The organism is Marinobacter sp. Hex_13 (genome assembly GCF_001566815.1).
GTDB classification, from domain to species: Bacteria; Pseudomonadota; Gammaproteobacteria; order Pseudomonadales; family Oleiphilaceae; genus Marinobacter; species Marinobacter salarius.
Map to the genome: position 1 here is coordinate 32,356 of NZ_LSMM01000018.1, position 23,812 is coordinate 56,167.

Genomic DNA, 23,812 nt, shown 5'->3' on the forward strand with positions numbered 1-23,812 from the left:
GATGAATTCAATAGCCTGTGAGTCCGTTCGTCACGCTTTCCGCGCCAGTGCGTTGATTGTGATGATGTTGCTTTCCGCCTGTGGTGGGGGGTTCGACGAGGAACCGAACAATGCGAGATTGTTCCTGCAACCGGGAGATGAAGTGGAGGTCTTCAGGGGTGATGAGCTGACCCGCCCGTCGGAAGATTCGAGGATTGCGGTACGCCATGAACAGCAGGGGGACCGCAAGTTTGTAACGGTTCTGGCCGGAACGGCGGAGTTGGTCCGGGGAAACTATTATGCCCAGCGATAAGCGTCGGCAGTGGTTGGTCGCCTCTCTTCTGGTCGGGGCCATCTTGGCTCCGGCCAGTGTTGCGGCAGCCAGCGGTGCTCTCTTCGTGGGCGCCCAATTGGGCGGCTCGTCCCTGGCTGCAGACATCGAAGGACCCGGTGCGGCTTTTTCCAACCTGGATCACGGCACAACGCTGTCTGGTTCGGTTTTGGCAGCCTATGAGGGTGACCATTCTGGTCAAGGTTATCGGGTAACCGGGACCCTGGGGCATGCAAAGTGGGATAATGCGGGGTTGCTGGAAGCATTGGGCGGAGTGGATCTTCTCTGGCGTCAGGAAGATGGTAGTGGCGCTGTCTATGCTGGACCAAGACTGGGAGCGATTCGTTTTAGTGATGACATCACCGATGACAGCAATACCCGGTTTGCCTGGGGCGCCGAAGTGGGTGTCCTGACAACATTAGGCGCTGGGCCTGGTGGCGGTGACCGACCATTGTCCGCGGGCCTGTTCCTGCGACACACGGTCATCGATGCCCGCCAGTCCGGTGTAACCGGCAGTGGCCTTGATCGTGACATAAAGGTGAGCAGCCAGACTTCATTCGGTATTCAGGTACTCCTTCCGTTATAGCGAGCCGAGAGTGGGCTTTCGGCCCACTCTCGCTTACGCCCCTCATCTCATCCCCTTAAAGTTTGCACGCGTATGACGCGCCGACCCTCGCCTCCTGCATAAACTGCCAGTGGCATGTCTCATTTGAGGCATGGGATTCCCAACGCTCAAACAATAACAACAGGGCGATACCTATGATCAGACCTCTCCTGGCTCTTGTGCTTTCCTGTGTTTTCTTTTCTGCACCGGCATTCTCCTTTGAACGCGGTGAATTGCTTATCTGGATCAACTCCGACAAGGGGTATGAAGGGCTGGCTGAGGTTGGCCGACGCTTCGAAGCCGAAACCGGCATTCCTGTGACCGTGGAGACGCCGGACGATCTCACCTCCGAGTACGACCATTATGGCTATTCCTCCAAGGCGCCCGATATCGTGATCTGGCCCCATGATCGTTTTGGAAGCTGGATCAATGAGGGCCACCTGCGCCCCATCGAGCCGTCCGAGCAGGTGCGTGAGGCTATTGCACCCTTTGCCTGGCAGGCGGTTTCCGTGGGCGATCGGGTGTATGGCTACCCAATCGCCATGGAAGTGGTCAGTCTGCTCTACAACAAGGATTTGGTCTCAACACCGCCCGCCACTCTGAAAGGCGTGAAAGCTGAGCATCAACGACTGAGCGCACAGGGTATTGAGGCCATCTCCTGGGACTACAAGAATGTGTATTTTTCCTGGCCAGTGTTCGCCGGATCCGGTGGGTACAGTTTCGGCCTGGAAAACCAGGTTTACGACCTCTCCGATGTTGGTGTGGACACAGATGGCGCTGTCGGTGCCGTGGCAGGCATAAAAGACTTGCTGGATTCCGGTGTGCTGTCGGCAGATGCGGATTACGGCACCATGATGGACGGCTTCAAGGCCGGTCAGACTGCGATGATCATTAACGGTCCCTGGGCCTGGAGTGAGATACGGGACGCCGGTATAAACGTGGGCATAGCCGACGTGCCCACTGTCAGCGGTGAACCTGGAAAACCCTTTGTGGGCGTGCTGGCCGCGGGGATCAGCGCGGTATCCACCAACCATGAACTGGCCCGTCAGTTCATGGAGGACTATCTGCTGACCGAATCCGGCCTGCACGCCGTGAATGACGACAAGCCCCTTGGCGCCGTGGCCCATCTGGAAGTGGTGAAAACCCTCAGCGAAGACCCGTTTATTGACCATACCTTCCGCTCCGCCAGTCGTGGGGAAATCATGCCCAACATTCCTGAGATGAAACGCTTCTGGGACCTGATGACCATCCGCTTTGACGGCATGCTGGCCGATGATTACCCCATAGCGTCCACGCTCAAGGAGGCTGCAGGGCGGCTTGAAAGGCTTGATGACATGCGGGGCTGGACACGCCGGCATTACGTTACGAACTGAGTGAGCTCGCTATGGCATTCCCCCGATTAGAATTGACCATCCGTTCCCGGGTGATCCTGTTGTTTACCCTGTTGATCGGCCTGTCCGTTGCGTCATCGGCTCTGGTTTACCAGCGCATAGCCGGCATTGGTGACAGTGTCGATCAGCAGGCACGCGGCATCGCCGGCCAAATGGTTGCCATTGATGAGCAGTCCGAACTCATTGACCAGCAAAGGGCGTTGGGCAAGCTGTCCGAACGCGTTACGGTCGCCCAGCAACATATGGGTGCGATGCAGTATTGGTATTTTCACGCCGCTCTGAATGCGGACATGGAGTCCCTGGACAAGGCTCAAGCCGCCTCCAAACAGTTGGTGGACGAACTGGCTGCCATGGTGGCGGCCGATAGCAGCCTGCAGGCGGAGATCGCGGAAATGACAGAAACCGTGGAGCAGTACCGTACGCTCGGCGAAAAAATGTTCGAGTTCTTTGAAAAGTCCATGATGCTGATGGGGCGTTCGATGGCGGAGGCCGCCCGGGAACAGGCCGTTAGTCTCACGGCTAGCCTCAACGATATCCGCAGCGGCTACCAGCAACGGGAGGCCGTACTCACCGAGGGCGTGTTGGAAGCCGGAGAGACAGTCAGGCGTGCCAGTGATCAGGTCGCCATAAGTGGCGGTGCTATTCGACACGAAATTGATCGGGCTGGATCGGTCAGCCTGATAATGGCTGGCGCGCTCGTTATCTCGGCATTGTTGCTGGGCACGCTGTTCCTGCGTTCACTGCTTCGTCCGGTGCGCAGGTTGGGGCAGCGTATTGGCGAAATACAGGCCGACAATGACCTGCGGGGCAGTCTCGAGTATCGCAAGAACGATGAATTAAGCGTGATCACCCGCGCCTTTGATCAGATGCTGGCGCGATTTGGCGGTCTGATCGGTCATGTCGCCGCCTCCACCAATGAATTGGGGGATATGGCGGCTCAGGGACGGGAAAGCAGTCAGAGTCTTGCCGACCAGGTTGGACGCCAGCAACAGGAAACCAGTCTGGTGGCGACAGCCGCAAACGAAGTTACTGCCACTGCGGAAGAAGTCCGGAAGAGTGCCAACCACGCGGCATGCCTTGCCGATGAGGTTGGTGGATTGACGCACAGTGGCGGTCAATCGGCGGATGAAGCCGTTGCCGCCATGGCTAGGCTGGAAACACGAGTGGAAGCCGTGGCCGAAACCATCACCGGGCTGGCCAGCCAAAGCCAGTCTATCGGCCAGGTCGTGGATGTAATTCGGGGCATTTCGGAGAAAACCAACCTGCTGGCATTGAACGCTGCCATTGAAGCGGCCAGGGCCGGTGAAATGGGCCGGGGGTTTGCCATTGTGGCCGACGAAGTGCGGGGCCTGGCCAGCCAGACGGCGAACTCGACCGGGCAGATAGACGATCTCGTGTCATCGTTGCAGGCACAGTCCCGTGATGCCGTCGAAGCGGTGGAGGCCGGACGGGAGGAGAGCCGTACAACCGTCCAGCGCATCCGGCAATGCAGCGAGAGCCTGGGGCTGATCGATGAGAAGGCGGGCGAGATGCGTTTGCTCAACCAACAGGTCGCCCAGGCTGCGGCTGAGCAGAGCGAGGCTGTCAGCAAAATCGACGAAAACCTGATCAACCTCAAGCGCCAGATTGAAGACATTTCAGACAATGCCCGCGATACCGGAAGCATGACCGATTCCCTCGCGTCACTGAGCGAAGTGCTGAGAGGAAATATCAGCCAGTTCCGATACTGAGCCGAAACCGCTAGTAAAAGCCACACAATACGCCATACTTTGTTGTGATTTGGTATCTGACTGATAATCTGTACAAAACACTGGCAAACAGGACGTTGTGTGGCTTCATTTCAATTCAAAGATCGGCTTCAGTCTGCGGAAACCTGGATTCTCGCCAACCCCAATCCACCGCAACACTGGCCATGGACCTGGCTTTATAAAACCGGGCGTACCGCCTATGCGCTGGTGCGGGACGTCGTTAGTGGCAACCTGACGCTTCATGCCATGAGCCTGGTGTATACCACCTTGCTGAGTATTGTGCCGTTGCTGGCCTTGAGCTTTTCGGTGCTCAAGGCGCTGGGCGTACACCAGCGTATGGAACCCTTCCTGTTCCAGTTCTTTCGGCCCATGGGCCCCCAGGGCGTCGAGATTGCCGAGCAGATTCTGGGCTTCGTGGATAACATGAAAGTGGGTGTGCTCGGCTCGGTCGGCCTGGCACTGCTGGTTTATACCGTGGTGTCACTGGTGCAGAAGATCGAGCGTTCTTTCAACATGATCTGGCGGGTGCCGGACATGCGCTCGATGGCCCAGCGCTTCAGTAATTATCTCAGCGTTATCATGGTGGGGCCGTTGTTGATGGTGTCGGCCATCGGTATCAGTGCCACCATTTTCTCGTCGGCGTTCGTGCAGGCGCTGATGGAAATCGAACCGCTCGGCTCCATGATTGTCTTCGCCACCCGCTTTACCCCATTCATGCTGGTGGTCGGGGCGTTCACCTTCGTATACGTGTTCATTCCCAACACCCGGGTGAAGCTTCGCTATGCGTTCATCGGTGGACTGGTGGCAGGTATATCCTGGCAGGCGGCGGGTATGCTGTTTGCGTCGTTTGTCGCCGGTTCCGCCAAGTACGCTGCCATCTATTCCAGTTTCGCAATCGGCATCATCCTGTTGATCTGGGTGTACCTCAACTGGATGATTCTGCTGCTGGGGTCCAGCATTGCCTTCTATCTCCAGAACCCGGGCTCGGTGGCCAAACGCCGCCAGGTGCGGTTGTCGCCGGAACTTCTGGAAAAAACCGGGCTGGCGTTGATGTGGCTGGTGGCGAAACCCTTCAGCGAGGGCCGGCCGGCACCGCAGCAGGAAGCGGTTGAGCAGCAACTCAGGGTGCCGGGGGAGGTGACCCGTGGTATCAGCGACAAGCTGATCCGCGCCCAACTGCTGACATTGGCCGGTCGCAACGGCGATTGCCTGGCTCCGGGCCAGTCCCTCGAGAGGATCACCGTTGGCAGCGTGCTGGAAGCCATACGTCGTGATGAGGATCGGGTTGCTGACCGTTTACCTTATGCCGTGCCGAGCCATCTGATGGAACGCCCTCCGGAGCACGAATCGGTGTCCTTCGCCGAACTGCTAAAGCAGGAAGGGGGTTACGGAGAAAAAACCTAGGCGCGGGTTTTTGCACCCGCTTCCAGGGTATCGAGGATCACCTTGCGTACCCGCGTAAACTGCTCCCTCGAGATGTTAGTAATACGCAATACGTCGTCTTCCGGCATATTGCGCTGGTGGGCGTGGCGTAACACCTCCCGGGTGCCGATAATAATACCGTCGTTCAGCGGGGTGTGTTGCTGCCTCGGTGCCGGCCGTTCCGCCGCCAGAAGCTGGGCGTGGTATTTAGGCGGCAGCCCCCATTCATTGGCCAGTAGTTGTGACGTGGCCCACTGGTAGCGGGAAAGGGCGATGTGGATCAGCGAGGGTGGCGGTTCCGCCAGCCCGGATTCCGTCCTGCAGACGCGCTGCAACTCCCTTCGTAGTGTGATGTAAGAGAGTGCTGGCAGTAGGCCTGCCATGAAATAGACGCTGCTATCCTGGCCGTGAATCTTCGCAATCAACTCCGCACTGCGGGCACAGGTGAGCCCCCAGCGCCATACCCGTTGTGCAAAGAGTGCTTCCCGACTGTTCCTGGCCGCCATCATCGGCCGCATGATGGCGGCGGAAATAACGTTGCGAATACCGTCCATACCCAGAACAAAGACCGCCTGGTCCACCGAGTCGATGGACTGGTCGCCGGTGCGGAAGTAAGGGCTGTTGGCAATTTGCAGTAGTTGGTCGGTCAACGCGGGATCATTGAGGATGATCTCCGTCAGTTGGTTACGGCCTGTATTGGCATCGGAGAGTGCCCGCATTAGCATCGGCAGGGTCATGGGTTGGCGCGGTAATTCGTCCAGTTCACTATTGGCGATTCGCCAGCGCAGTTTTTCCAGCACTTCATCCCATTGCCCGGTTTCTGAGCGCAGCGTGGCAGGGGGTGAGTCAAGCAGCCAGCAAAACAGACGTTCTTCCAATTTGTCGATCAGGGCCGGGTCTATGTCCGGGCTGTCGTTTGTTGAAACAACCGGGTTGAGCAGGCGGGATTCAGGTGCTGTTGCGGTTGTTGGTTTGTCGGACGAGAAAAGTCCTGAAATCCAGGAAATAAAGCCTGGCATCCGATGCCTCCGGGAAAAGAATAGTCGCCGGGAAATACATACCCGTACACCGCGAGTATAGAATGAGCTAGCGGCTATGCACAGTATAACAGCAGGCTTTTTGGCACTAGAGCCTCAGAAAACAGAGCCTCCGAAGACGAACACCAATTGGCAGATACCGGCGGCGAAACCCAGGAAGGCGCCCACCAGGATCAGTTTGATTTCGTCCTCCTGGAAGCAGGGTCGAAGAAGGTCTTGAAATTCCTCAGATGAGAGGGCAATCATGCGCTCCACCATGATGCTTTCCACGGCCCTTGCCCGGTCGGTTTCGAACACCGGGTTATTGAAGGAGGTTTGCGAAATTTCGATGGCTTTTTTGCCGACCTGGTTCTTTAGGGTCGCAAAGCCTGTTGGTCCAAACGCCATCTGAGTCAGGGCCTTACCCATGCCGGCGGTTTCGTCCACCAGGGGTTTAATGTGTTTTTTGACCATGTTGCGGGCCCGGTCGCCCTTTGGGCCCTCCAGTATGGCGTTGATGATGTTGCCAACCGTGAGTATTTCGTGGGTGACGATGTGGCAGAAGGATTCGGCGACTTCCTGCTGGCGTTTGAGGAACAGTCCCTGGAATCGGAAAGGGCCGACTTTCTTTTCGTGCAAGGGCCGGAAGATCACGTTCAGCGCGATCCAGTTGGTCGCCCAACCCACCATCAGGCCGAAGAAAGGCAGTACCCACCAACTTTGGTAGAAATACCAGACGGTCATCTGAACCAGGCCGAACAGGAAGCCGAAATAGAAGCCGGAGTTGATGATGAAACGGAATTCCACTTCCCCGCACTCGATGAAGATCCGGTTCAGCAGCCGTTTGTCCTTGGCCAGGCGTTCGATGACCATGCTTTTGATGTCGAGCAGGTCTTCGATGTTGTCGGAAACGTCACCCACCAGGTTGTCCACCAGTTGCGGGGTGGACTTGCGTACCCGGTCGTAGACCATGTTCCTGGCTGAGGAGGGCAGGTTTTCCCAGAAGGTGGGATATTCCTTGAGCATCAGTTCGTCGACGTATTCTTCGGTGCGGGGTTCGACGGTGTAGAGGATGTGGGCTGCCAGTACCTGGGGATCGATCTGCTGGAAAATTTCCTGCACGGTGCCAATCTTGGAGATGGTGGCGTCGACGCTGATGGCGGCCATTTTTCGGGCCTTTGAGGGGATGATGCCCTGCCAGCCGAGTAACGGGGGCTTGCCGACGAATTCCAGCGGGTAGAAAGTCATTTTGATGGCCAGCCAGTTCGTGGTCCAGCCGATCAGGGCGGCAATGACGGGGATACTGAGGTATTGCCAGAATTCTGGGGTGCTTAGCAGGCTTGTCATCTGGTGCTCACGTTCTTTGGTTGTTGGTGACTTGGTGCCCGCTACCTTACGGGGAGGGTTCTCCAAAACACGCTCCTGCGGCACATCCATGTGGCGCTTGGGCTCCGCCATCCATGGCTCCGCACAGTTTTGGAGAACCCTCCCCGTAAGGCAGCCCAAACCACGGAGGCGCCTTCAACGATCATCTCACTCTTATGTCCGACAGGGATCATGTTGTCAGGCGTGGCTTCTGTCAATGACTTGCCTGCCAGCCTGAGACGGCGGCACGGTCGGGTGTTATTGGCTTCCGATATCACCCCACAACCACTGGCACAGTGCCATGGCGGCAACCGGGGCGGTTTCGGTTCGTAGAACGCGGGGGCCGAGGGCAACTGGGAGGAAGCCGGCGGTTTCGGCAGCGGTGATTTCGTCCGGGCTGAGGCCGCCTTCGGGGCCGATCATCAGAGCGACGCGAGCGGGTTTGGCAAGGGTGTCCAGGGATTGTTCGGTGCGGTGGTGCAGGACCAGGCGCAAGTCGCAGTCACCCGAGTTTTCAAACCATTCCGACAGTGTCATCACCGGTACTATCTCGGGCACCCGGGCTCGGCCGCATTGTTCGGCGGCGCTGATGGCGACGGCTTGCCAGTGGCGCAGGCGCTTGTCTTCACGGTCGCCTTTGAGTTTGACGTCGCAGCGTTCGGTGGTCAGCGGTACGATGCGGGTAACGCCCATTTCCACGGCTTTCTGAACGGCGTAGTCCATGCGGTCGCCTTTCGACAGGGTTTGCCCGAGTACGATCTCCAGGTGGGACTCGGTGGCATTGGCGGACGGCGTTCCTACCTCGACCGACACGTGTTTCTTGCCGGCCTCGGTGATGGTGGCGGGGTAGTCGTTGCCGTCGCCGTTGAACAGCAGCAGTTCCTGGCCGGGCTGCATGCGCAGCACGCGGCCGACGTGTTGTGCTGCATTGTCGTCCAGGCCGGCTGTGGCGCCTTCACTCAGGGGTGAGTCGGTGTAGATGCGGGGGATGCGCATGATGTTTGTCAGTCCCGTACGGCGATTTCGATGCCTTCTGTGGCCACTTGGGCCAGGTGGCGGATCTGTTCTTCGGTGATCACGTAAGGGGGCATAAAGTAGACTACGTTACCCAGTGGCCGCAATAGCGACTGGCGGGTGAGCGCATGCTGGTACACGCGGATGCCGCGCCGCTCCTGCCAGGGGAAGGGCTCTTTGGTGGCTTTGTTTTTCACCATTTCCACCGCCAGGGTCATGCCGTGCTGGCGGATGTCGCCGACGTTGGGGTGGTCCGCCAGGTGGGCGACGGAGTCAGCCATGCAGGTGCTCAGGCGTTTGTTGTTCTCGATGACGTTGTCGTCGCGGAAGATGTCCAGGGTGGCCAGGGCAACGGCGCAGCCGATGGGGTTGCCGGTGTAGCTGTGGCTGTGCAGGAAGGCCTTCAGGGTTTCGTAATCGTCGTAGAAGGCGTTGTAGACGGTGTCCGTCGTCAACACCACCGACAATGGCAGGTAGCCCGCGGTCAGGCCTTTGGACAGGCACATGAAATCCGGAGTGATACCGGACTGCTCGCAGGCGAACAGGGTGCCGGTGCGGCCGAAGCCAACCGCGATCTCGTCGGCGATCAGGTGCACGCCATATTTGTCGCAGGCTTCGCGCAGTTTGGTGTGGTAAATCGGATGGTGCATGCGCATGCCGCCTGCGCACTGAATCAGTGGTTCGACCACCACGGCACAGATTTCGTCATGCTTTTCGGCCAGTAACGCGTCCATGGCCTCGAACTGCCGCAGCGCGTACTCTTCGTCGGTCTCGCCCGGCTCCTTGTTGAACGCATCCGGGGAGGGCGCCGTCATGACTTCCATCAGCAGCGGCTGATAGGTGTCCTTGTAGAGGGCAACATCGCCCAGTGCCAGTGCCCCCAGGGTTTCGCCATGGTAGCTGTTGCTCAGGTTGACGAAGTTTTTCTTGCCCGGTTTGCCCTGATTCTTCCAGTAGTGGAAGCTCATCTTGAGCGCAGCTTCAATAGCAGATGAGCCGTTGTCGGCGTAGAAGCACTTATTGAGGCCTTCAGGGGTCACTTCGATCAGTCTCTCGGAGAGGCTGACCACCGGCTCGTGGGTAAACCCCGCCAGGATCACATGCTCCAACTGACCAATCTGCTCCTGAATAGCCGCGTTGATTCTGGGGTTCGCATGGCCGAACAGGTTGACCCACCAGGAGCTCACGGCGTCGATGTAGCGGTTGCTTTCGAAGTCCTCAAGCCAGACACCTTCGCCCCGTTTGATGGGCACCAGGGGCAAGGTGCCTTCGTGGTCTTTCATCTGGGTGCAGGGGTGCCATACGGATTTGAGGCCGCGGGCGACGAGGTCAGCGTTGCGCATGATAAATCTCCGTCAAACGGTGGGGTTCTGTCAGGTTCCAACAAAAGGTCAGCTGTTAACCAGTGCGAATATTACAGTTAACAACGCCTGCTGACCACTATGCCATCCACCGATGACCGGCGGGCCAATGTGTGAATGAAACTCACCGCGCACAATCAGGCCATTCTTATACGGAGGCCTTTATGGAACTGGAATTGAGACATTCATACGATGCTGGCCTGGACCGGGTGCTTGGGGCTTTCTTCGACGAGGCCCATATCCAGGAGAAGAACCAGCGGCTGGGTTCGCGCAATGTGAATATACCGGAGCTGACCCGTGACGACTTGTCCGCGAAGGTGGTGGTTGAGCGTGAAATGACAGCCTCCACCGAGGTGCCCGGCATCCTGGCGAGCTTTCACAAAGAGTGGAATCGCGTACGCCAGGAAGAGCACTGGTTCCGCAAGGACGACGGGGAATGGCATTGCGAGTTCCGGGTAAAAATTGAAGGCGTGCCCGCGAAGATCAAGGGCAATATGCGCCTGCAGGGCACAGACCAGGCCTGCATCAACTACGTTACGCTGAATGTCTGGTGCGAAGTGCCGTTACTGGGCAAGAAGATTGCGCGGTTTCTGGCGGATGATTCCCATACCAAGATCGAGAAGGAGTATAGGATCACCCGCCAGTTGCTTTAACGCGTCTGGCGGGGTAAGTCAGTGCGCCAACACCCGGCTCAGGAACGCCTGGGTGCGTTCATTCTGCGGGTTGTCGAACACATCCGCCGGTTTGCCTTCCTCGACAATCTGGCCTTCGTGAATGTAGATCACGCGGTCGGCCACTTCCCGGGCGAAGCCCATTTCGTGGGTGACCACCATCATGGTCATACCTTCCTTGGCCAACTCTCGCATCACGTCCAGCACTTCGCCGATCATTTCCGGGTCCAGCGCGGAGGTGGGTTCGTCGAACAGCATCAGCCGGGGTTCCATGGCCAGTGCGCGGGCAATGGCTACGCGCTGCTGCTGGCCGCCCGAGAGCTGGCTGGGAAACTTGTCAGCCTGACTGCCGATACCGACGCGGTTCAACAGTCTCTCCGCCGTGGCGTTGGCGACGGTTTCGGGGGCATCCTTGACCTTCCTGGGCGCCAGCATGATGTTCTTTTTCACCGTCAGGTGCGGGAACAGGTTGAACTGCTGGAACACCATGCCGACTTCCTTGCGGATTTCAGCCAGGGCTTTCGGGTTGCCACTCTTCGGGGCAAGCTCGTTACCGTCCACCACCAGCTTGCCGGACTCGAACTCTTCCAGGCCGTTAACGCAGCGGATGAGGGTGGATTTGCCGGAGCCACTGGCGCCGATAACCACCACCACTTCGCCGGCTTCAACGGTCAGGTCAATTTCCTTGAGGACATGCAGGGTACCGAAGTACTTGTTCATGCCCTGCATTTGCACGATCTGTGTCATGGGTACCTATCCTTCAGACAGAAGCCAGTCCGCGCCGCTCTATCAGGCGGAGCACGAGTGAGAGGGAGAGGGTAATCGCGAGGTACATGATCGCCACCACGAAGTAGACCTCGAAGGCGGTAAAGGTGTTGGCGATGTACACCTGGCCCTGGCGAACCAGCTCGCCCACACCGATGACCGAGAACAGTGACGTGTCCTTGATACTCACGATCGCCTGATTGCCCAAGGGCGGAATCATGCGGCGGAAGGCCTGGGGCCAGATAATCGACCAGAAGGTCTGGGAGCGCGACAGGCCCAGAGAGAGGCCGGCCTCGGTCTGGCCCTTGTCGATGGATTGCACGCCGCCCCGGACCACTTCGGAAATATAGGCGCCGGAGTTCAGGGCAATGGCGGCGATACCGGCGGTTAGCGGGTCAATCGGGCCGCCAACCAGATCGGGCAGACCGTAGAAGATAAACAGCACCTGCACGAGAATGGGGGTGCCGCGGAAAATTTCGATGTACGCGGTTGCGGGCCAGCGAAAAAACCATTTTTTGTTGATGCTCAGCAGGCCGAAAATAATGCCCAGCACAAAACCAATGGCGAGGCCGCCAAAAGAAATAAGCAGGGTATAGGGAATACCTTTGAGCAAATAAGGAACGGCGTTGATGGCTGCCTGCCAGTCAAACTGAAACTGGAATTCCACAGTGGATGTCTCCGTTGGATGGGGAGTTACCAGCCGGGGTGTTGTACACCCCGGCTGTGGTTTTCAGTTTTACATGTCTTCCGGCATGGGGCCGAACCACTTCTCGTAGATTTTCTTGTAGGTGCCGTCTTCCTTGATGGAAGCCAGGGCTTCGTTAACGTCATCCACCCACTCACTGCCGTTTTTCAGGGCGATGCCGTACTGCTGGCCTTCGTACAGCTTGCCAACGGTTTTAACTTTGCCTTCACCACGGGTGCTGGCGAAGTAGCCAACGTTAGGCGCATCGTAGAACACAGCGTCAACGGCGCCTGACATAAGCGCCATGTACATGTCTGAACTGCCTGGGTAGGGCGTTACGCCGTCATTTTCGTCCAGCGTTTTCATCAGGTAGTCGTAGCTGGTGCTGCCGATCTTGGTGCCGATCTTCACACCTTCGAGGTCTGAAATTTCCTCGACTTTTCCATTGTCCTGGCGCACCAGGATGCGCAGGCCGGAGTCGTAATACGGATCGGAGAAATCAACGATTTCCTCACGTTCTTCGGTGATGGTGATCCCGGCAATGGCGATGTCCACGTTGCCCGTCTGCAGGGCAGGGATGATGCCGTTAAAGTCCATGGTGTTCAGGTCGATCTCAAAGCCGGCACGGTCTGCCACTTCGCGGATGATCTCCATGTCGAAACCGATCATCTCGCCGGTTTCCTGATCCATCATTTCGAACGGCACGAAGCTGGGGTCGGTGACGACGCGCAGGGTCTCTGCGCTGGCAGTGCCTGCGGCAACGGTAAGTGCCAGTGTTGCGCCAACCGTCTTAAGCCATTTGGTGCTCATACAATCTCCTGTTTTTACTTTTGTTGCCCGTGCACCCGGTGGAGTGCTCCAGAAATGCGGGCTGATCAAGCCTGTTCTTTCCGGGGGCGGTTTGTGGAACTGCAACCCTTACACTTTAGACCATCAGGCGGAGAAATGCAGAAAATCAAATGGTTGGAGGGGGAGCCCTCTCCCATGGAGGGAGAGGGTTTGGGGAGCGTTGGGGAGAGTTGGGGAAAGCAGCGAAACTTAAAACGCAATCTTCTCCCGCTCACCAATCCCCAGGTTTTTCCAGATACTCTGGCTCGGTTCCGCCTGGTTCAGGGTATAGAAGTGAAGCCCGGGCGCCCCGGCGGCAAGCAGTTTCGCGCACATTTCGGTGACCACTTCCTCACCAAACTTGCGGATGCTGTCGCTGTCGTCGCCGTAGGCTTCCAGCTGCTTGCGGATCCAGCGGGGGATCTCCGCACCGCACATGTCCGAGAAGCGGGTCAGGTTGGAGAAGTTGACGATGGGCATAATGCCCGGCACCACCGGAATGGTAACGCCCATCTTCTCCAGACGGTCGATAAAGTAGAAGTAGCTGTCCGCGTTGAAGAAGTACTGGGTGATGGCGCTGTTGGCGCCTGCTTCAACCTTGCGGGCGAAGTTCTTCAGGTCGTCTTCCGCGGTGCGGGCCTGGGGGTGGAACTCCGGGTAGGCCGCTACTTCAATATTGAAGGTATCGCCGCTGTACTCGCGGATAAAGCTGACCAACTCATTGGCGTACCGCAGTTCACCGGCGGCGCCCATGCCTGACGGCATGTCGCCACGCAGGGCGACGATGCGGTTGATGCCGTTGTCGCGATAGACATCCAGCAGTTCCGCAATGCTGTCGCGGGTGGCGCCCACGCAGGACAGATGCGGCGCGGTGGACACGCCCCGTTTGTGAAGGTCCAGCACCGTCTGCACAGTGCGGTCCCGGGTGGAGCCGCCGGCACCGAAGGTGACCGAGAAGAAATCCGGGTCAACCTCGGCCAGCGTATTGCGCACGCCCTGCAGCTTTTCCCAGCCCTTGTCGGTCTTGGGCGGGAAAAACTCAAAGCTGAAGCGGCGTTTGAACTGTTTCTGGGTTTCCATGCTGCTACCTGATCAGTACTTGTAACTTTCCGGCTTGTACGGGCCTTCGACCGGTACGCCAATATACTTCGCCTGCTCAGGTGTCATCTTGGTGATCACGCCACCAAAGCCTTCCACCATGGCGCGGGCCACTTCCTCGTCCAGATGCTTGGGCAGAACCTGAACATAGATACCCTTTTCGCGGGCCTCTTCCGGAAGGTCGGCGAACTTGCGCTCGAACAGGTACATCTGCGCCAGCACCTGGTTGGCGAAGGAACCGTCCATGATCCGTGACGGGTGACCGGTGGCGTTACCCAGGTTCACCAGGCGGCCTTCGGACAGCAGGATCAGGTGGTCGTTGGCGACCTTGTCGCGATACACCACGTGCACCTGCGGTTTGACCTCGTCCCACTCCCAGTTCTTGCGCATGTAGGCGGTGTCGATTTCGTTGTCGAAGTGGCCGATGTTACACACCACGGCGCCGCTCTTGATCGCCTTGAGCATGTTGGCATCACACACGTTCATGTTGCCGGTGGTGGTGACCAGCAGGTCGGTGTTCTGCAGCAGTGCCTTGTCCACGCCGGCTTCGGTGCCGGTGTTAACGCCATCCAAGTATGGCGACACCACTTCGAAACCGTCCATGCAGGCCTGCATGGCGCAGATCGGGTCGGCTTCGGTAACCTTCACGATCATGCCTTCCTGACGCAGGGACGCAGCAGAACCCTTGCCCACATCGCCGTAGCCGATGACCAGCGCTTTCTTGCCGGCCAGCAGGTGGTCGGTGGCGCGCTTGATGGCGTCGTTCAGGCTGTGGCGGCAGCCGTACTTGTTGTCGTTCTTGGACTTGGTCACTGCGTCGTTGACGTTGATGGCCGGCACTTTCAACTTGCCGTCCCGCAGCATTTCCTGCAGGCGGTGTACACCGGTGGTGGTTTCCTCGGTGACACCGTGGCAGTTAGCCAGAATCTCCGGATACTTTTCGTGGAGCAGGGCCGTCAGGTCGCCGCCGTCGTCCAGAATCATGTTGGGTTCCCAGCCGTCCACGTCGGCACCAACGGTACGCTCGAGGCACCAGTCGTATTCCTCGTCGGTCTCACCTTTCCAGGCGAAAACAGGGACACCACTCTCGGCAATAGCGGCGGCTGCCTGATCCTGGGTCGAGAAGATGTTGCACGATGACCAGCGCACTGTGGCGCCCAGTTCAACCAGTGTTTCGATCAGCACGGCGGTCTGGATGGTCATGTGAATGCAGCCCATGATATTGGCGCCTTTCAGCGGCTGCTCGGTTTTGTACTTTTCACGCAGGGCCATCAGCGCAGGCATTTCGCCTTCGGCGATGTTGATTTCCTTACGGCCCCAGCCCGCGAGTGAGATATCGCGAACTTTGTAATCATCGAATTGCTTCAGTTTTTCTGCCGGAGTGCTCATGGTGTTCTCCCGTCGTATAAATAGTGGTGATGGTCGTGTGTACGACCGGTCTTCAAATCAAATACCAGCGGCATCCTTCAACAGGTCAGCCCGATCTGTCTTCTCCCATGGGAAGGCAGTAAACGTTTTGCCGCCAACCGTCATCTCCACCGGCTCACGCCCGAAGTGGCCGTAGGCCGCGGTGGCCCGATACATCGGGTGCAGCAGGTCCAGCATGTTGGTAATTGCATACGGGCGAAGGTCGAAGTGCTCGCGGACCAGCTTGATGATCTTGTCGTCGCTGATCTTGCCAGTGCCGAAGGTATTCAGGGAGATGGACGTTGGCTGCGCCACGCCGATGGCGTAGGACACCTGGATCTCGCACTTCTCAGCCAGGCCAGCGGCGACAATATTCTTCGCCACGTAACGGCCGGCGTAAGCGGCTGAACGGTCCACCTTGGACGGGTCCTTGCCGGAGAAGGCGCCGCCGCCGTGACGGGCCATGCCGCCGTAGGTGTCGACAATGATCTTGCGACCGGTCAGGCCGCAGTCGCCCACAGGGCCGCCGATCACGAACTTGCCAGTCGGGTTGATGTGGAACTGGGTATCCTTGTGCAGCAACTCCGCCGGCAGAGCGTGCTTGACGATCAGTTCCATGACGGCTTCTTTCAGATCTGCCTGGGACACGTCTTCGTCGTGCTGGGTGGACAGAACAATGGCGTCGATGCCGGTGACCTTGCCGTTTTCATAGCGGCAGGTGACCTGGCTTTTCGCATCGGGGCGCAGCCATGGCAGCAAGCCGCTCTTGCGGGCTTCGGCCTGGCGTTGTACCAGACGGTGAGAGAAAGTGATCGGGGCCGGCATCAGCACGTCGGTTTCGTTGCTGGCGTAGCCGAACATCAGGCCCTGGTCGCCGGCGCCCTGGTCTTCCGGCTTCTGGCGGTCAACGCCCTGGGCAATGTCCACGGACTGCTTGCCGATGATGTTGATAATGCCGCAGGTGTCACCGTCGTAGCCCACGGTAGAGGAGGTGTAGCCGATGTCCTTGATCACGCCGCGCACCAGGTCTTCCAGATCCACCCAGGCGCTGGTGGTGATTTCACCACCGACGATAGCGACCCCGGTCTTTACCATGGTTTCGCACGCAACCCGGGCATGGGGGTCGTCAACCAGAATGGCGTCGAGGACGGCATCGGAAATCTGGTCAGCCAATTTATCAGGGTGGCCTTCAGAGACCGATTCGGAGGTAAAGACGCTGTAATCAGACATAGGGTTGTTCCTCTGTGAGCGTTGCAAATTCGGGCCGGCAATGGGTTCTTGATTGAGGCCGGCAGTTTTGATGTTGGTATCGTAAATCAGTTTTCTGAGTCTGCATATTTCTATATCAAAAAAAATTGATACAGTTTTGTTTCTGTCCTATGTGGACTCTGCGGTTTTCCAGAATTCTCTCACCTGCACCTGGAAGCCGTTTCTCAGCCCGATGAACAGCGACTCACCCGCAGCCAGGCCTGCATCGGTGGCCCAACTGGTAAGCTCTTCCGGTTCAAAACCCAGCCACAGATCGCCGCAGGCTTCCTTCGCCCAATCCTGGTCATGGCTGCACAGATCACTGACAAACAGGCAGCCACCGGTGTTCATCAGTGCCGAGGCATCCAGAAAAATGTCCGCGGGGCTGGGTACGTGGTGTAGGACCATGTTGGCCACCACCAGGTCAAAATCGTCACCACGAGCCAACAGGTTGTCGGTAACACCTTCAATCAGATCGACGTTGTTCAGACGTTCTTCGATGCAGGTACGGGTGGCCTTGGCCAGCATGTCGCGGGAATTGTCCAGTGCCACCACGTGATTGCAGATCTTCGAGAGCACCGGCAGGAATGCGCCTTCACCGGGGCCGATTTCCAGGGCCGTTTTCCAGTCATGACGCTCGGAACGATTACGAATCAGGTTCGCCACCGGTTCGGCGTAGAGGTCAAACGCGGCAATGAGTTCCTGTTGCTCCCGGAATTTTTCGGCGTAACGGGAGAAGAAGGCCTGGGACTGGTCCGCGCGCTGATTGCGGATGGCTTCGATCTTTTCCTGCAGATGCTCAGGCAGCGGAATACGGTCCACGCTCTGGAAAACCTGGCGGATGGTCTGGTCCGTCAGCTTGTCGCTTTCGAGGTTCAGGGGGCGCCGGTAGAAAATGGCGTTGCCTTCCCGCTGGGGTTCCAGCAGTCCTGCCTTGTGCATCACCTTCAAATGATGGCTCATGCCCGACTGGCGCATCTCGAAGAGCTGGCTCAGCTCCAGTACGCCAAAGGTGTCCCGACGCAACACCCGCAGAATCTCCAGGCGTAACGGGTCACCGCTCGCTTTGAAGATCGGTGCCAGGGCGTCCACGGAGGACAGGTCAGTTGCAGGTGTGGTCATGGATGTCATGGGAAAGAAGTGTAGGCATGTCTTTCCGGGCAATCAACATCTATATCAAAATAAATTGATATAGATTTAGATCTGTTTGAAAAATCAGATAAAATTTCTGTGCAAAAATTCCGGCGTTGAAAACATCCGTAAAACTTCCATAAAAAGAGTGTCGCCGATTTGCCCCGGTGGTCACTAATCGGCGAAAATACGCGCCTTCTTTTTAACCGTTCACCTTTTGCCGACCAAAAACTGGAGAAACGTCAATGCCGTCTCGCACAGATCTCGCCAACGCCATTCGCGCGCTGAGCATGGATGCGGTTCAGAAAGCCAAATCCGGCCACCCGGGCGCTCCCATGGGTATGGCGGACATCGCCGAGGTCCTCTGGAACGATTTCCTTAGCCACAACCCGGCAAATCCCAATTGGGCTAACCGTGACCGGTTTGTGCTGTCCAACGGCCATGGCTCCATGCTGCAGTATTCCCTGCTGCACCTGAGCGGCTATGACGTCTCCATCGACGACATCAAGAACTTCCGTCAACTGCACTCCAAAACCCCGGGCCACCCTGAGTACGGTTATACACCGGGCGTTGAAACCACCACGGGGCCGCTCGGGCAGGGCATTGCCAATGCGGTCGGCTTTGCGCTGGCGGAGAAAACCCTGGCGGAGCAGTTCAACCGCCCTGGCCACAATATTGTTGATCACTACACCTACGCCTTCCTGGGCGATGGCTGCCTTATGGAAGGCATCTCCCACGAGGTGTCTTCCCTGGCCGGCACATTGGGCCTTGGCAAGCTGATCATGTTCTACGACGACAACGGCATCTCCATCGACGGTGAAGTGGACGGCTGGTTTACCGACGACACGCCCAGGCGTTTCGAAGCTTATGGCTGGCAGGTCATTCCCGAGGTTGATGGCCATAACCCGGAGGCCGTTCGCGCTGCGATTGAGGCCGGCCGGGCGAACACAACTCAGCCCACACTGATTTGCTGCAAGACCATCATTGGTTTTGGTTCCCCCAACAAGCAAGGCACCGAAGCCTGTCACGGCGCTGCGCTGGGTGAGGACGAAATTGCACTGACCCGCGAGAAGCTGGGTTGGAACCACGGTGCTTTCGAGATCCCGTCGGAAGTATACGGTGCCTGGGATGCCCGTGAAAAAGGCGCTGCCGCGCAGACCGAGTGGGAACAGGCATTTGCCGCCTACGAAAAGGCGGAACCGGAACTGGCCGCTGAGCTCAAGCGTCGTATGGCCGGAGAACTGCCGGCGGACTTCTCCGAGAAGGCCCAGGCGTATATTCAGGAGTGCCAGGACAAAGGCGAAACTGTTGCCAGCCGCAAGGCGTCCCAGAACACCCTGAACGCCTATGGCCCGATGCTGCCGGAATTGCTGGGTGGCTCTGCCGACCTGGCGGGCTCCAACCTCACCATCTGGAATGGCAGTAAGCCACTGACCAAAGAAGACGCCAGCGGTAACTACGTTTACTACGGTGTTCGCGAATTCGGCATGGCAGCCATCATGAACGGCGTCGCCCTGCATGGCGGCTTCGTACCTTACGGCGCTACCTTCCTGATCTTTATGGAGTACTGCCGCAACGCCGTGCGCATGGCAGCGTTGATGAAGCAGCGCTCCATTTACGTGTTCACCCACGACTCCATCGGCCTGGGCGAAGATGGCCCAACGCATCAGCCCATCGAGCAGTTGGCGAGCCTGCGCACCACGCCTAACATGAGCACCTGGCGCCCGGCGGATGCCGTTGAGTCAGCGGTTGCCTGGAAAGCTGCCCTGGAGCGTGTCGATGGCCCGACTGCGCTGGTCTTCTCCCGTCAGGGACTGCCGCACCAGCAGCGTGATGCGGAGCAACTGGCCAACATCGCCAAGGGTGGCTACATCCTGTCAGACAGCGAAGGCACGCCGGACCTGATCCTCATCGCCACTGGTGGTGAAGTGGGGCTGGCTCAGGACGCAGCCGAAGCGCTGCGCCAGAAGGGTGACAAGGTTCGCGTGGTGTCCATGCCATCCACCGACACCTTCGACGCCCAGAGCGCCGCGTATAAGCAGGAAGTGCTGCCGCTTGAAGTGACCAACCGGGTCGCCGTCGAGGCCGCTATTGAAGATTACTGGTACAAGTACGTTGGCCTGGACGGCCGCGTGGTGGGCATGAGCACCTTCGGTGAGTCTGCGCCTGCCGGTGAGCTGTTCAAGGAATTCGGCTTTACGGTAGACAACATTGTCGCTGTGGCCGGGGAGTTGCTGGAAGCCTGATGAGCACCGCTGCACCGTATCGCATCGCCATCAATGGATACGGCCGTATCGGCCAGTGCGTCTTGCGTGCACTCTACGAGAATCGTTTTCGCGATCACCTTCAGGTGGTCGCGATTAACGAGCTGGCGGACATCGATACCATTGCCCATCTCACCCGCTACGATTCCACCCATGGTCGATTCCAGGGTGAGATAAACGTTGAGGGCGATTCCCTGCTGGTAAACGGGGACCGTATTCGCGTCGTCCGTTGCGCCGAAGCATCGGAGCTGCCCTGGGACGAGCTGGGCATTGATCTGGTGCTGGAGTGCTCAGGTGCTTTCACCGACCGCGCGACGGCCGAGCAACACCTGAAAGCTGGTGCTGAACGCCTGCTGTTCTCACAACCGGCGGAATCCGATGTGGATCGCACCATTGTTTATGGCGTGAATCAGGACCAACTGGCCGAGTCTGATCGTATCGTGGCTGCTGCCTCCTGCACCACCAATTGCCTGGTACCGGTTATCCAGGTACTTGATGAAGCATTGGGGGTGGAGCACGGCACGACAACCACTATTCATGCGGCCATGAATGACCAGCCGGTGATCGACGCCTATCACCATCAGGACCTGCGCCGAACCCGCAGCGCCCTGCACAACATTGTTCCAGTCGACACAGGCCTTGCGAAGGGCATTGAGCGCTTGCTGCCTCACATGGAAGGCAAGTTCAGCTCGGTGGCCATGCGGGTGCCCACCATGAACGTGTCGGCAATCGACATGGTGGTGAATGTCAGAGAAAACACCTCGGTGGAGGCGGTGAACAACTTACTAAAAAACGCCGCCCATGGCCCGCTGAAACACATTCTGGGCTACACCGATGAGCTTCTGGCCAGCTCCGATTTTAATCACGACGCCCACTCCGGCATCGTCGACGGAGGCCAGACGCGCGTAACCGGCGGCACCATGGTGAAGGTGCTGTGCTGGTTTGATAACGAGTGGGGGTTCGCAAATCGGATGCTGGACGTCAGCAAACACTGGCTCTCCAGCCACTGACACTTTTTTTGATCAGGGGATGAACAACGATGACTATCAAGAGAATGACCGATCTGGATCTCGCCGGTAAGCGGGTACTGATTCGTGAAGACCTCAACGTACCGGTAAAAAATGGCGAAGTGTCCAGCGACGCTCGCATCCGTGCCTCGCTGCCGACGATTAAGGCGGCAAAGGACGCAGGCGCAAAGGTCATGCTGATGTCCCACCTCGGCCGCCCGGAAGAAGGCGTTTACGACGAAGCCTCCTCCATGAAACCGGTGGCCGACCACCTCAGCAAGGTACTGGGTCAGGAAGTTCGCCTGATCACCGATTACCTCGAGGGCGTTGATGTAGCCGACGGCGAAGTCGTCCTTTTCGAAAACGTCCGCTTCAACAAGGGCGAGAAGAAAGACGACGAAGAGCTTTCCAAAAAGTACGCGGCCCTGTGCGATGTGTACGTGATGGACGCCTTCGGCACCGCCCACCGCGCCCAGGCCTCCACCCATGGTGTTGCCCGCTTCGCCCCGGAAGCCTGCGCCGGCCCGCTGCTGGCGGCAGAACTGGAAGCCCTCGGCAAAGCCCTGGATAACCCGGCCAAACCGGTGGTGGCCATTGTCGGCGGCTCCAAGGTGTCCACCAAACTGGACGTGCTCAACGCCCTGGAAAAAGTCTGCGACTCCATCATCGTCGGTGGCGGCATCGCCAACACCTTCCTGGCGGCCGCCGGTCACCCGGTCGGCAAATCCCTGTGCGAACACGACCTGATCGACACGGCCCGCGAAATCGCCTCCCGCGTGGAAATCCCGCTGCCGGTGGACGTTGTGGTTGCCAGTGAATTCGCGGAAACCGCGACCGCCACCACGAAGAACATCTCCGACGTCAGCGATGATGACATGATCCTCGACGTTGGCCCGGAAACCGCTGGCCAGTTCGCCGAGCTGTTAAAAAGCGCCAAAACCATCCTCTGGAACGGCCCGGTTGGTGTTTTTGAATTTGATCAGTTCAGCAACGGCACCCAGTCCCTGGCGAAAGCCATCGCCGAAAGCGACGCCTTCTCCCTGGCTGGCGGCGGTGATACCGTTGCTGCCGTTGACAAGTACGGTGTGAGTGACAAAATCTCGTACATTTCCACCGGTGGCGGTGCTTTCCTGGAATTTGTGGAAGGAAAGACGTTACCAGCTGTCGCAGTTCTTGAAGAGCGCGGCGCATAGCAAAAGTTTAAATCGCAAGGAGGGCCGAGAAGCTCTTCCGGGACCGTAAAAAACAGGGATGTTTTTTACGAGCCTACAGGGACGTATTCACGGCGTGTCCCGGAAGAGCTTCTCGGCCCTCCGCAGCAGACTCCAAACCAGAGAGGTCTGCCAAAGACATTGTTTAATAAACCAAGGAGACAACCCCAATGGCCCTGATTTCGATGCGGCAACTGCTGGACCACGCCGCCGAGCATGGTTACGGTGTGCCGGCGTACAACGTGAATAACCTGGAGCAGATGCGCGCGATCATGGAGGCGGCCGACAAGACCGACTCTCCGGTGATTGTTCAGGCCTCTGCCGGCGCCCGCAAATACGCCGGCGCCCCCTTCCTGCGTCACCTGATTCTGGCAGCCATTGAGGAGTTTCCCCATATTCCGGTGGTTATGCACCAGGATCACGGCACCAGCCCGTCCGTATGTCAGCGCTCCATTCAGCTAGGCTTCAGCTCCGTAATGATGGACGGCTCCCTGGGTGAAGACGGTAAGACTCCTACCGACTATGAGTACAACGTCGACGTCACCCGCCGCACTGTGGAAATGGCCCACGCTTGTGGCGTCTCTGTAGAAGGCGAACTGGGATGCCTGGGCTCCCTGGAAACCGGGCAGGCCGGCGAAGAAGACGGCATTGGCGCAGAGGGCACCCTGGACCACAGCCAGATGCTGACCGATCCGGAAGAAGCGGCGGATTTCGTCAAGAAAACCCACGTGGACGCCCTGGCCATAGCCATCGGAACCAGCCACGGTGCTTACAAGTTCACCCGTCCGCCGACCGGTGACATCCTGGCCATCGAGCAGATTAAAAAGATCCATGCCCGCATCCCGGACACCCACCTGGTTATGCACGGCTCCAGCTCCGTGCCCCAGGAGTGGCTGAAGATCATCAACGAATACGGCGGCGAAATCCCGGAAACCTACGGTGTGCCGGTTGAGGAAATCGTTGAAGGCATCAAGCACGGTGTTCGCAAGGTCAACATCGACACCGACCTGCGCCTGGCCAGCACCGGCGCAACCCGTCGTTTCCTGGCCCAGAACCCGGCCGAATTTGACCCGCGTAAATTCCTGAAAGAAACCATGAAGGCGATGACGGAAGTCTGCGTCGCCCGCTACGAAGCCTTCGGCACCGCCGGCAACGCCAGCAAGATCAAACCGGTTAACCTTGAACGCATGTTTGAGCGGTATGCTTCTGGTGAGCTGGATCCCAAGGTTCGATAAGCCCTGGGGTTTGCCTCTGTAGCCTGCTGGT

General features: G+C 58.3%; 21 protein-coding genes. 10 read left to right on the top strand and 11 right to left on the bottom strand.

Features of this window, described 5'->3' with window-relative positions:
• Nucleotide 1 precedes the first annotated feature (1 nt).
• From AXW11_RS04255 to AXW11_RS04275, 5 genes are all read left to right on the top strand, one after another.
• Nucleotides 2–292 (top strand): hypothetical protein, encoded by a 291-nt coding sequence (locus AXW11_RS04255; RefSeq protein ID WP_085679260.1) that lies wholly within the window; start codon nucleotides 2–4, stop codon nucleotides 290–292.
• The gene (locus tag AXW11_RS04260; RefSeq protein WP_085679263.1) at nucleotides 279–896 is read left to right on the top strand and encodes a hypothetical protein; all 618 of its coding nucleotides are present in this window, start codon (nucleotides 279–281) and stop codon (nucleotides 894–896) included. The genes AXW11_RS04255 and AXW11_RS04260 overlap by 14 nt, the downstream gene beginning before the upstream one ends.
• Nucleotides 897–1,069: 173 nt before the next feature.
• Entirely contained in the window at nucleotides 1,070–2,287 is a 1,218-nt protein-coding gene (malE, locus tag AXW11_RS04265) for a maltose/maltodextrin ABC transporter substrate-binding protein MalE (protein WP_085679266.1), read from the top strand.
• Nucleotides 2,288–2,298: 11 nt separating this feature from the next.
• Nucleotides 2,299–4,035, top strand: a complete 1,737-nt coding sequence (locus AXW11_RS04270; protein WP_091642931.1) for a methyl-accepting chemotaxis protein — start codon at nucleotides 2,299–2,301, stop codon at nucleotides 4,033–4,035.
• A 99-nt stretch (nucleotides 4,036–4,134) separates the two neighbouring features.
• Nucleotides 4,135–5,457 carry a YihY/virulence factor BrkB family protein gene (locus AXW11_RS04275; RefSeq protein ID WP_036208935.1) on the top strand — a complete coding sequence of 441 codons (1,323 nt, stop codon included), beginning with the start codon at nucleotides 4,135–4,137 and terminating at the stop codon, nucleotides 5,455–5,457.
• Here the strand turns inward: AXW11_RS04275 and AXW11_RS04280 are convergent.
• The 4 genes from AXW11_RS04280 to AXW11_RS04295 all read right to left on the bottom strand — a co-directional run bounded on the left by AXW11_RS04280 (nucleotide 5,454) and on the right by AXW11_RS04295 (nucleotide 10,213).
• Nucleotides 5,454–6,494: an HDOD domain-containing protein gene (locus tag AXW11_RS04280; RefSeq protein WP_091642933.1), complete on the bottom strand. Its 1,041-nt coding sequence runs from the start codon at nucleotides 6,492–6,494 to the stop codon at nucleotides 5,454–5,456. The genes AXW11_RS04275 and AXW11_RS04280 overlap by 4 nt on opposite strands.
• Before the next feature lie 114 nt (nucleotides 6,495–6,608).
• Entirely contained in the window at nucleotides 6,609–7,838 is a 1,230-nt protein-coding gene (locus tag AXW11_RS04285) for a DUF445 domain-containing protein (RefSeq protein WP_036208940.1), read from the bottom strand.
• A 276-nt stretch (nucleotides 7,839–8,114) separates the two neighbouring features.
• Complete coding sequence (locus tag AXW11_RS04290) at nucleotides 8,115–8,852, bottom strand: 16S rRNA (uracil(1498)-N(3))-methyltransferase (protein WP_091642936.1); 738 nt, start codon at nucleotides 8,850–8,852, stop codon at nucleotides 8,115–8,117.
• An 8-nt stretch (nucleotides 8,853–8,860) separates the two neighbouring features.
• Nucleotides 8,861–10,213 carry an adenosylmethionine--8-amino-7-oxononanoate transaminase gene (locus AXW11_RS04295; protein WP_041334068.1) on the bottom strand — a complete coding sequence of 451 codons (1,353 nt, stop codon included), beginning with the start codon at nucleotides 10,211–10,213 and terminating at the stop codon, nucleotides 8,861–8,863.
• Nucleotides 10,214–10,395: 182 nt separating this feature from the next.
• Here AXW11_RS04295 and AXW11_RS04300 point away from each other — a divergent pair, with 182 nt between their 5' ends.
• Nucleotides 10,396–10,884, top strand: a complete 489-nt coding sequence (locus tag AXW11_RS04300; RefSeq protein WP_036208948.1) for a DUF2505 domain-containing protein — start codon at nucleotides 10,396–10,398, stop codon at nucleotides 10,882–10,884.
• 18 nt (nucleotides 10,885–10,902) lie between these two features.
• Here AXW11_RS04300 and AXW11_RS04305 read toward each other — a convergent pair whose 3' ends face one another.
• The 7 genes from AXW11_RS04305 to AXW11_RS04335 all read right to left on the bottom strand — a co-directional run bounded on the left by AXW11_RS04305 (nucleotide 10,903) and on the right by AXW11_RS04335 (nucleotide 18,064).
• Nucleotides 10,903–11,649, bottom strand: a complete 747-nt coding sequence (locus AXW11_RS04305; RefSeq protein WP_036208977.1) for an amino acid ABC transporter ATP-binding protein — start codon at nucleotides 11,647–11,649, stop codon at nucleotides 10,903–10,905.
• Nucleotides 11,650–11,662: 13 nt separating this feature from the next.
• Nucleotides 11,663–12,334: an amino acid ABC transporter permease gene (locus AXW11_RS04310; RefSeq protein ID WP_041334074.1), complete on the bottom strand. Its 672-nt coding sequence runs from the start codon at nucleotides 12,332–12,334 to the stop codon at nucleotides 11,663–11,665.
• 69 nt (nucleotides 12,335–12,403) lie between these two features.
• Nucleotides 12,404–13,162 (bottom strand): transporter substrate-binding domain-containing protein, encoded by a 759-nt coding sequence (locus tag AXW11_RS04315; RefSeq protein ID WP_075194435.1) that lies wholly within the window; start codon nucleotides 13,160–13,162, stop codon nucleotides 12,404–12,406.
• 228 nt (nucleotides 13,163–13,390) lie between these two features.
• Complete coding sequence (metF, locus tag AXW11_RS04320) at nucleotides 13,391–14,260, bottom strand: methylenetetrahydrofolate reductase [NAD(P)H] (RefSeq protein WP_041334077.1); 870 nt, start codon at nucleotides 14,258–14,260, stop codon at nucleotides 13,391–13,393.
• 12 nt (nucleotides 14,261–14,272) lie between these two features.
• Entirely contained in the window at nucleotides 14,273–15,667 is a 1,395-nt protein-coding gene (gene ahcY, locus AXW11_RS04325) for an adenosylhomocysteinase (protein WP_091642938.1), read from the bottom strand.
• 57 nt (nucleotides 15,668–15,724) lie between these two features.
• Nucleotides 15,725–16,915 (bottom strand): methionine adenosyltransferase, encoded by a 1,191-nt coding sequence (gene metK, locus AXW11_RS04330; RefSeq protein WP_085679302.1) that lies wholly within the window; start codon nucleotides 16,913–16,915, stop codon nucleotides 15,725–15,727.
• A gap of 147 nt (nucleotides 16,916–17,062) precedes the next feature.
• The gene (locus tag AXW11_RS04335; RefSeq protein WP_091642941.1) at nucleotides 17,063–18,064 is read right to left on the bottom strand and encodes a metalloregulator ArsR/SmtB family transcription factor; all 1,002 of its coding nucleotides are present in this window, start codon (nucleotides 18,062–18,064) and stop codon (nucleotides 17,063–17,065) included.
• Nucleotides 18,065–18,309: 245 nt separating this feature from the next.
• On the opposite strand from AXW11_RS04335, the gene tkt reads away from it, so the two are divergent.
• From tkt to fba, 4 genes are all read left to right on the top strand, one after another.
• Entirely contained in the window at nucleotides 18,310–20,310 is a 2,001-nt protein-coding gene (tkt, locus tag AXW11_RS04340) for a transketolase (protein ID WP_091642943.1), read from the top strand.
• Complete coding sequence (gap, locus tag AXW11_RS04345) at nucleotides 20,310–21,338, top strand: type I glyceraldehyde-3-phosphate dehydrogenase (protein ID WP_036208995.1); 1,029 nt, start codon at nucleotides 20,310–20,312, stop codon at nucleotides 21,336–21,338. Before tkt ends, gap begins: the two co-directional genes overlap by 1 nt.
• A gap of 29 nt (nucleotides 21,339–21,367) precedes the next feature.
• Nucleotides 21,368–22,528 carry a phosphoglycerate kinase gene (locus tag AXW11_RS04350; protein WP_091642946.1) on the top strand — a complete coding sequence of 387 codons (1,161 nt, stop codon included), beginning with the start codon at nucleotides 21,368–21,370 and terminating at the stop codon, nucleotides 22,526–22,528.
• A gap of 188 nt (nucleotides 22,529–22,716) precedes the next feature.
• Nucleotides 22,717–23,781: a class II fructose-bisphosphate aldolase gene (gene fba / locus AXW11_RS04355; RefSeq protein ID WP_085679317.1), complete on the top strand. Its 1,065-nt coding sequence runs from the start codon at nucleotides 22,717–22,719 to the stop codon at nucleotides 23,779–23,781.
• Nucleotides 23,782–23,812 lie beyond the last annotated feature (31 nt).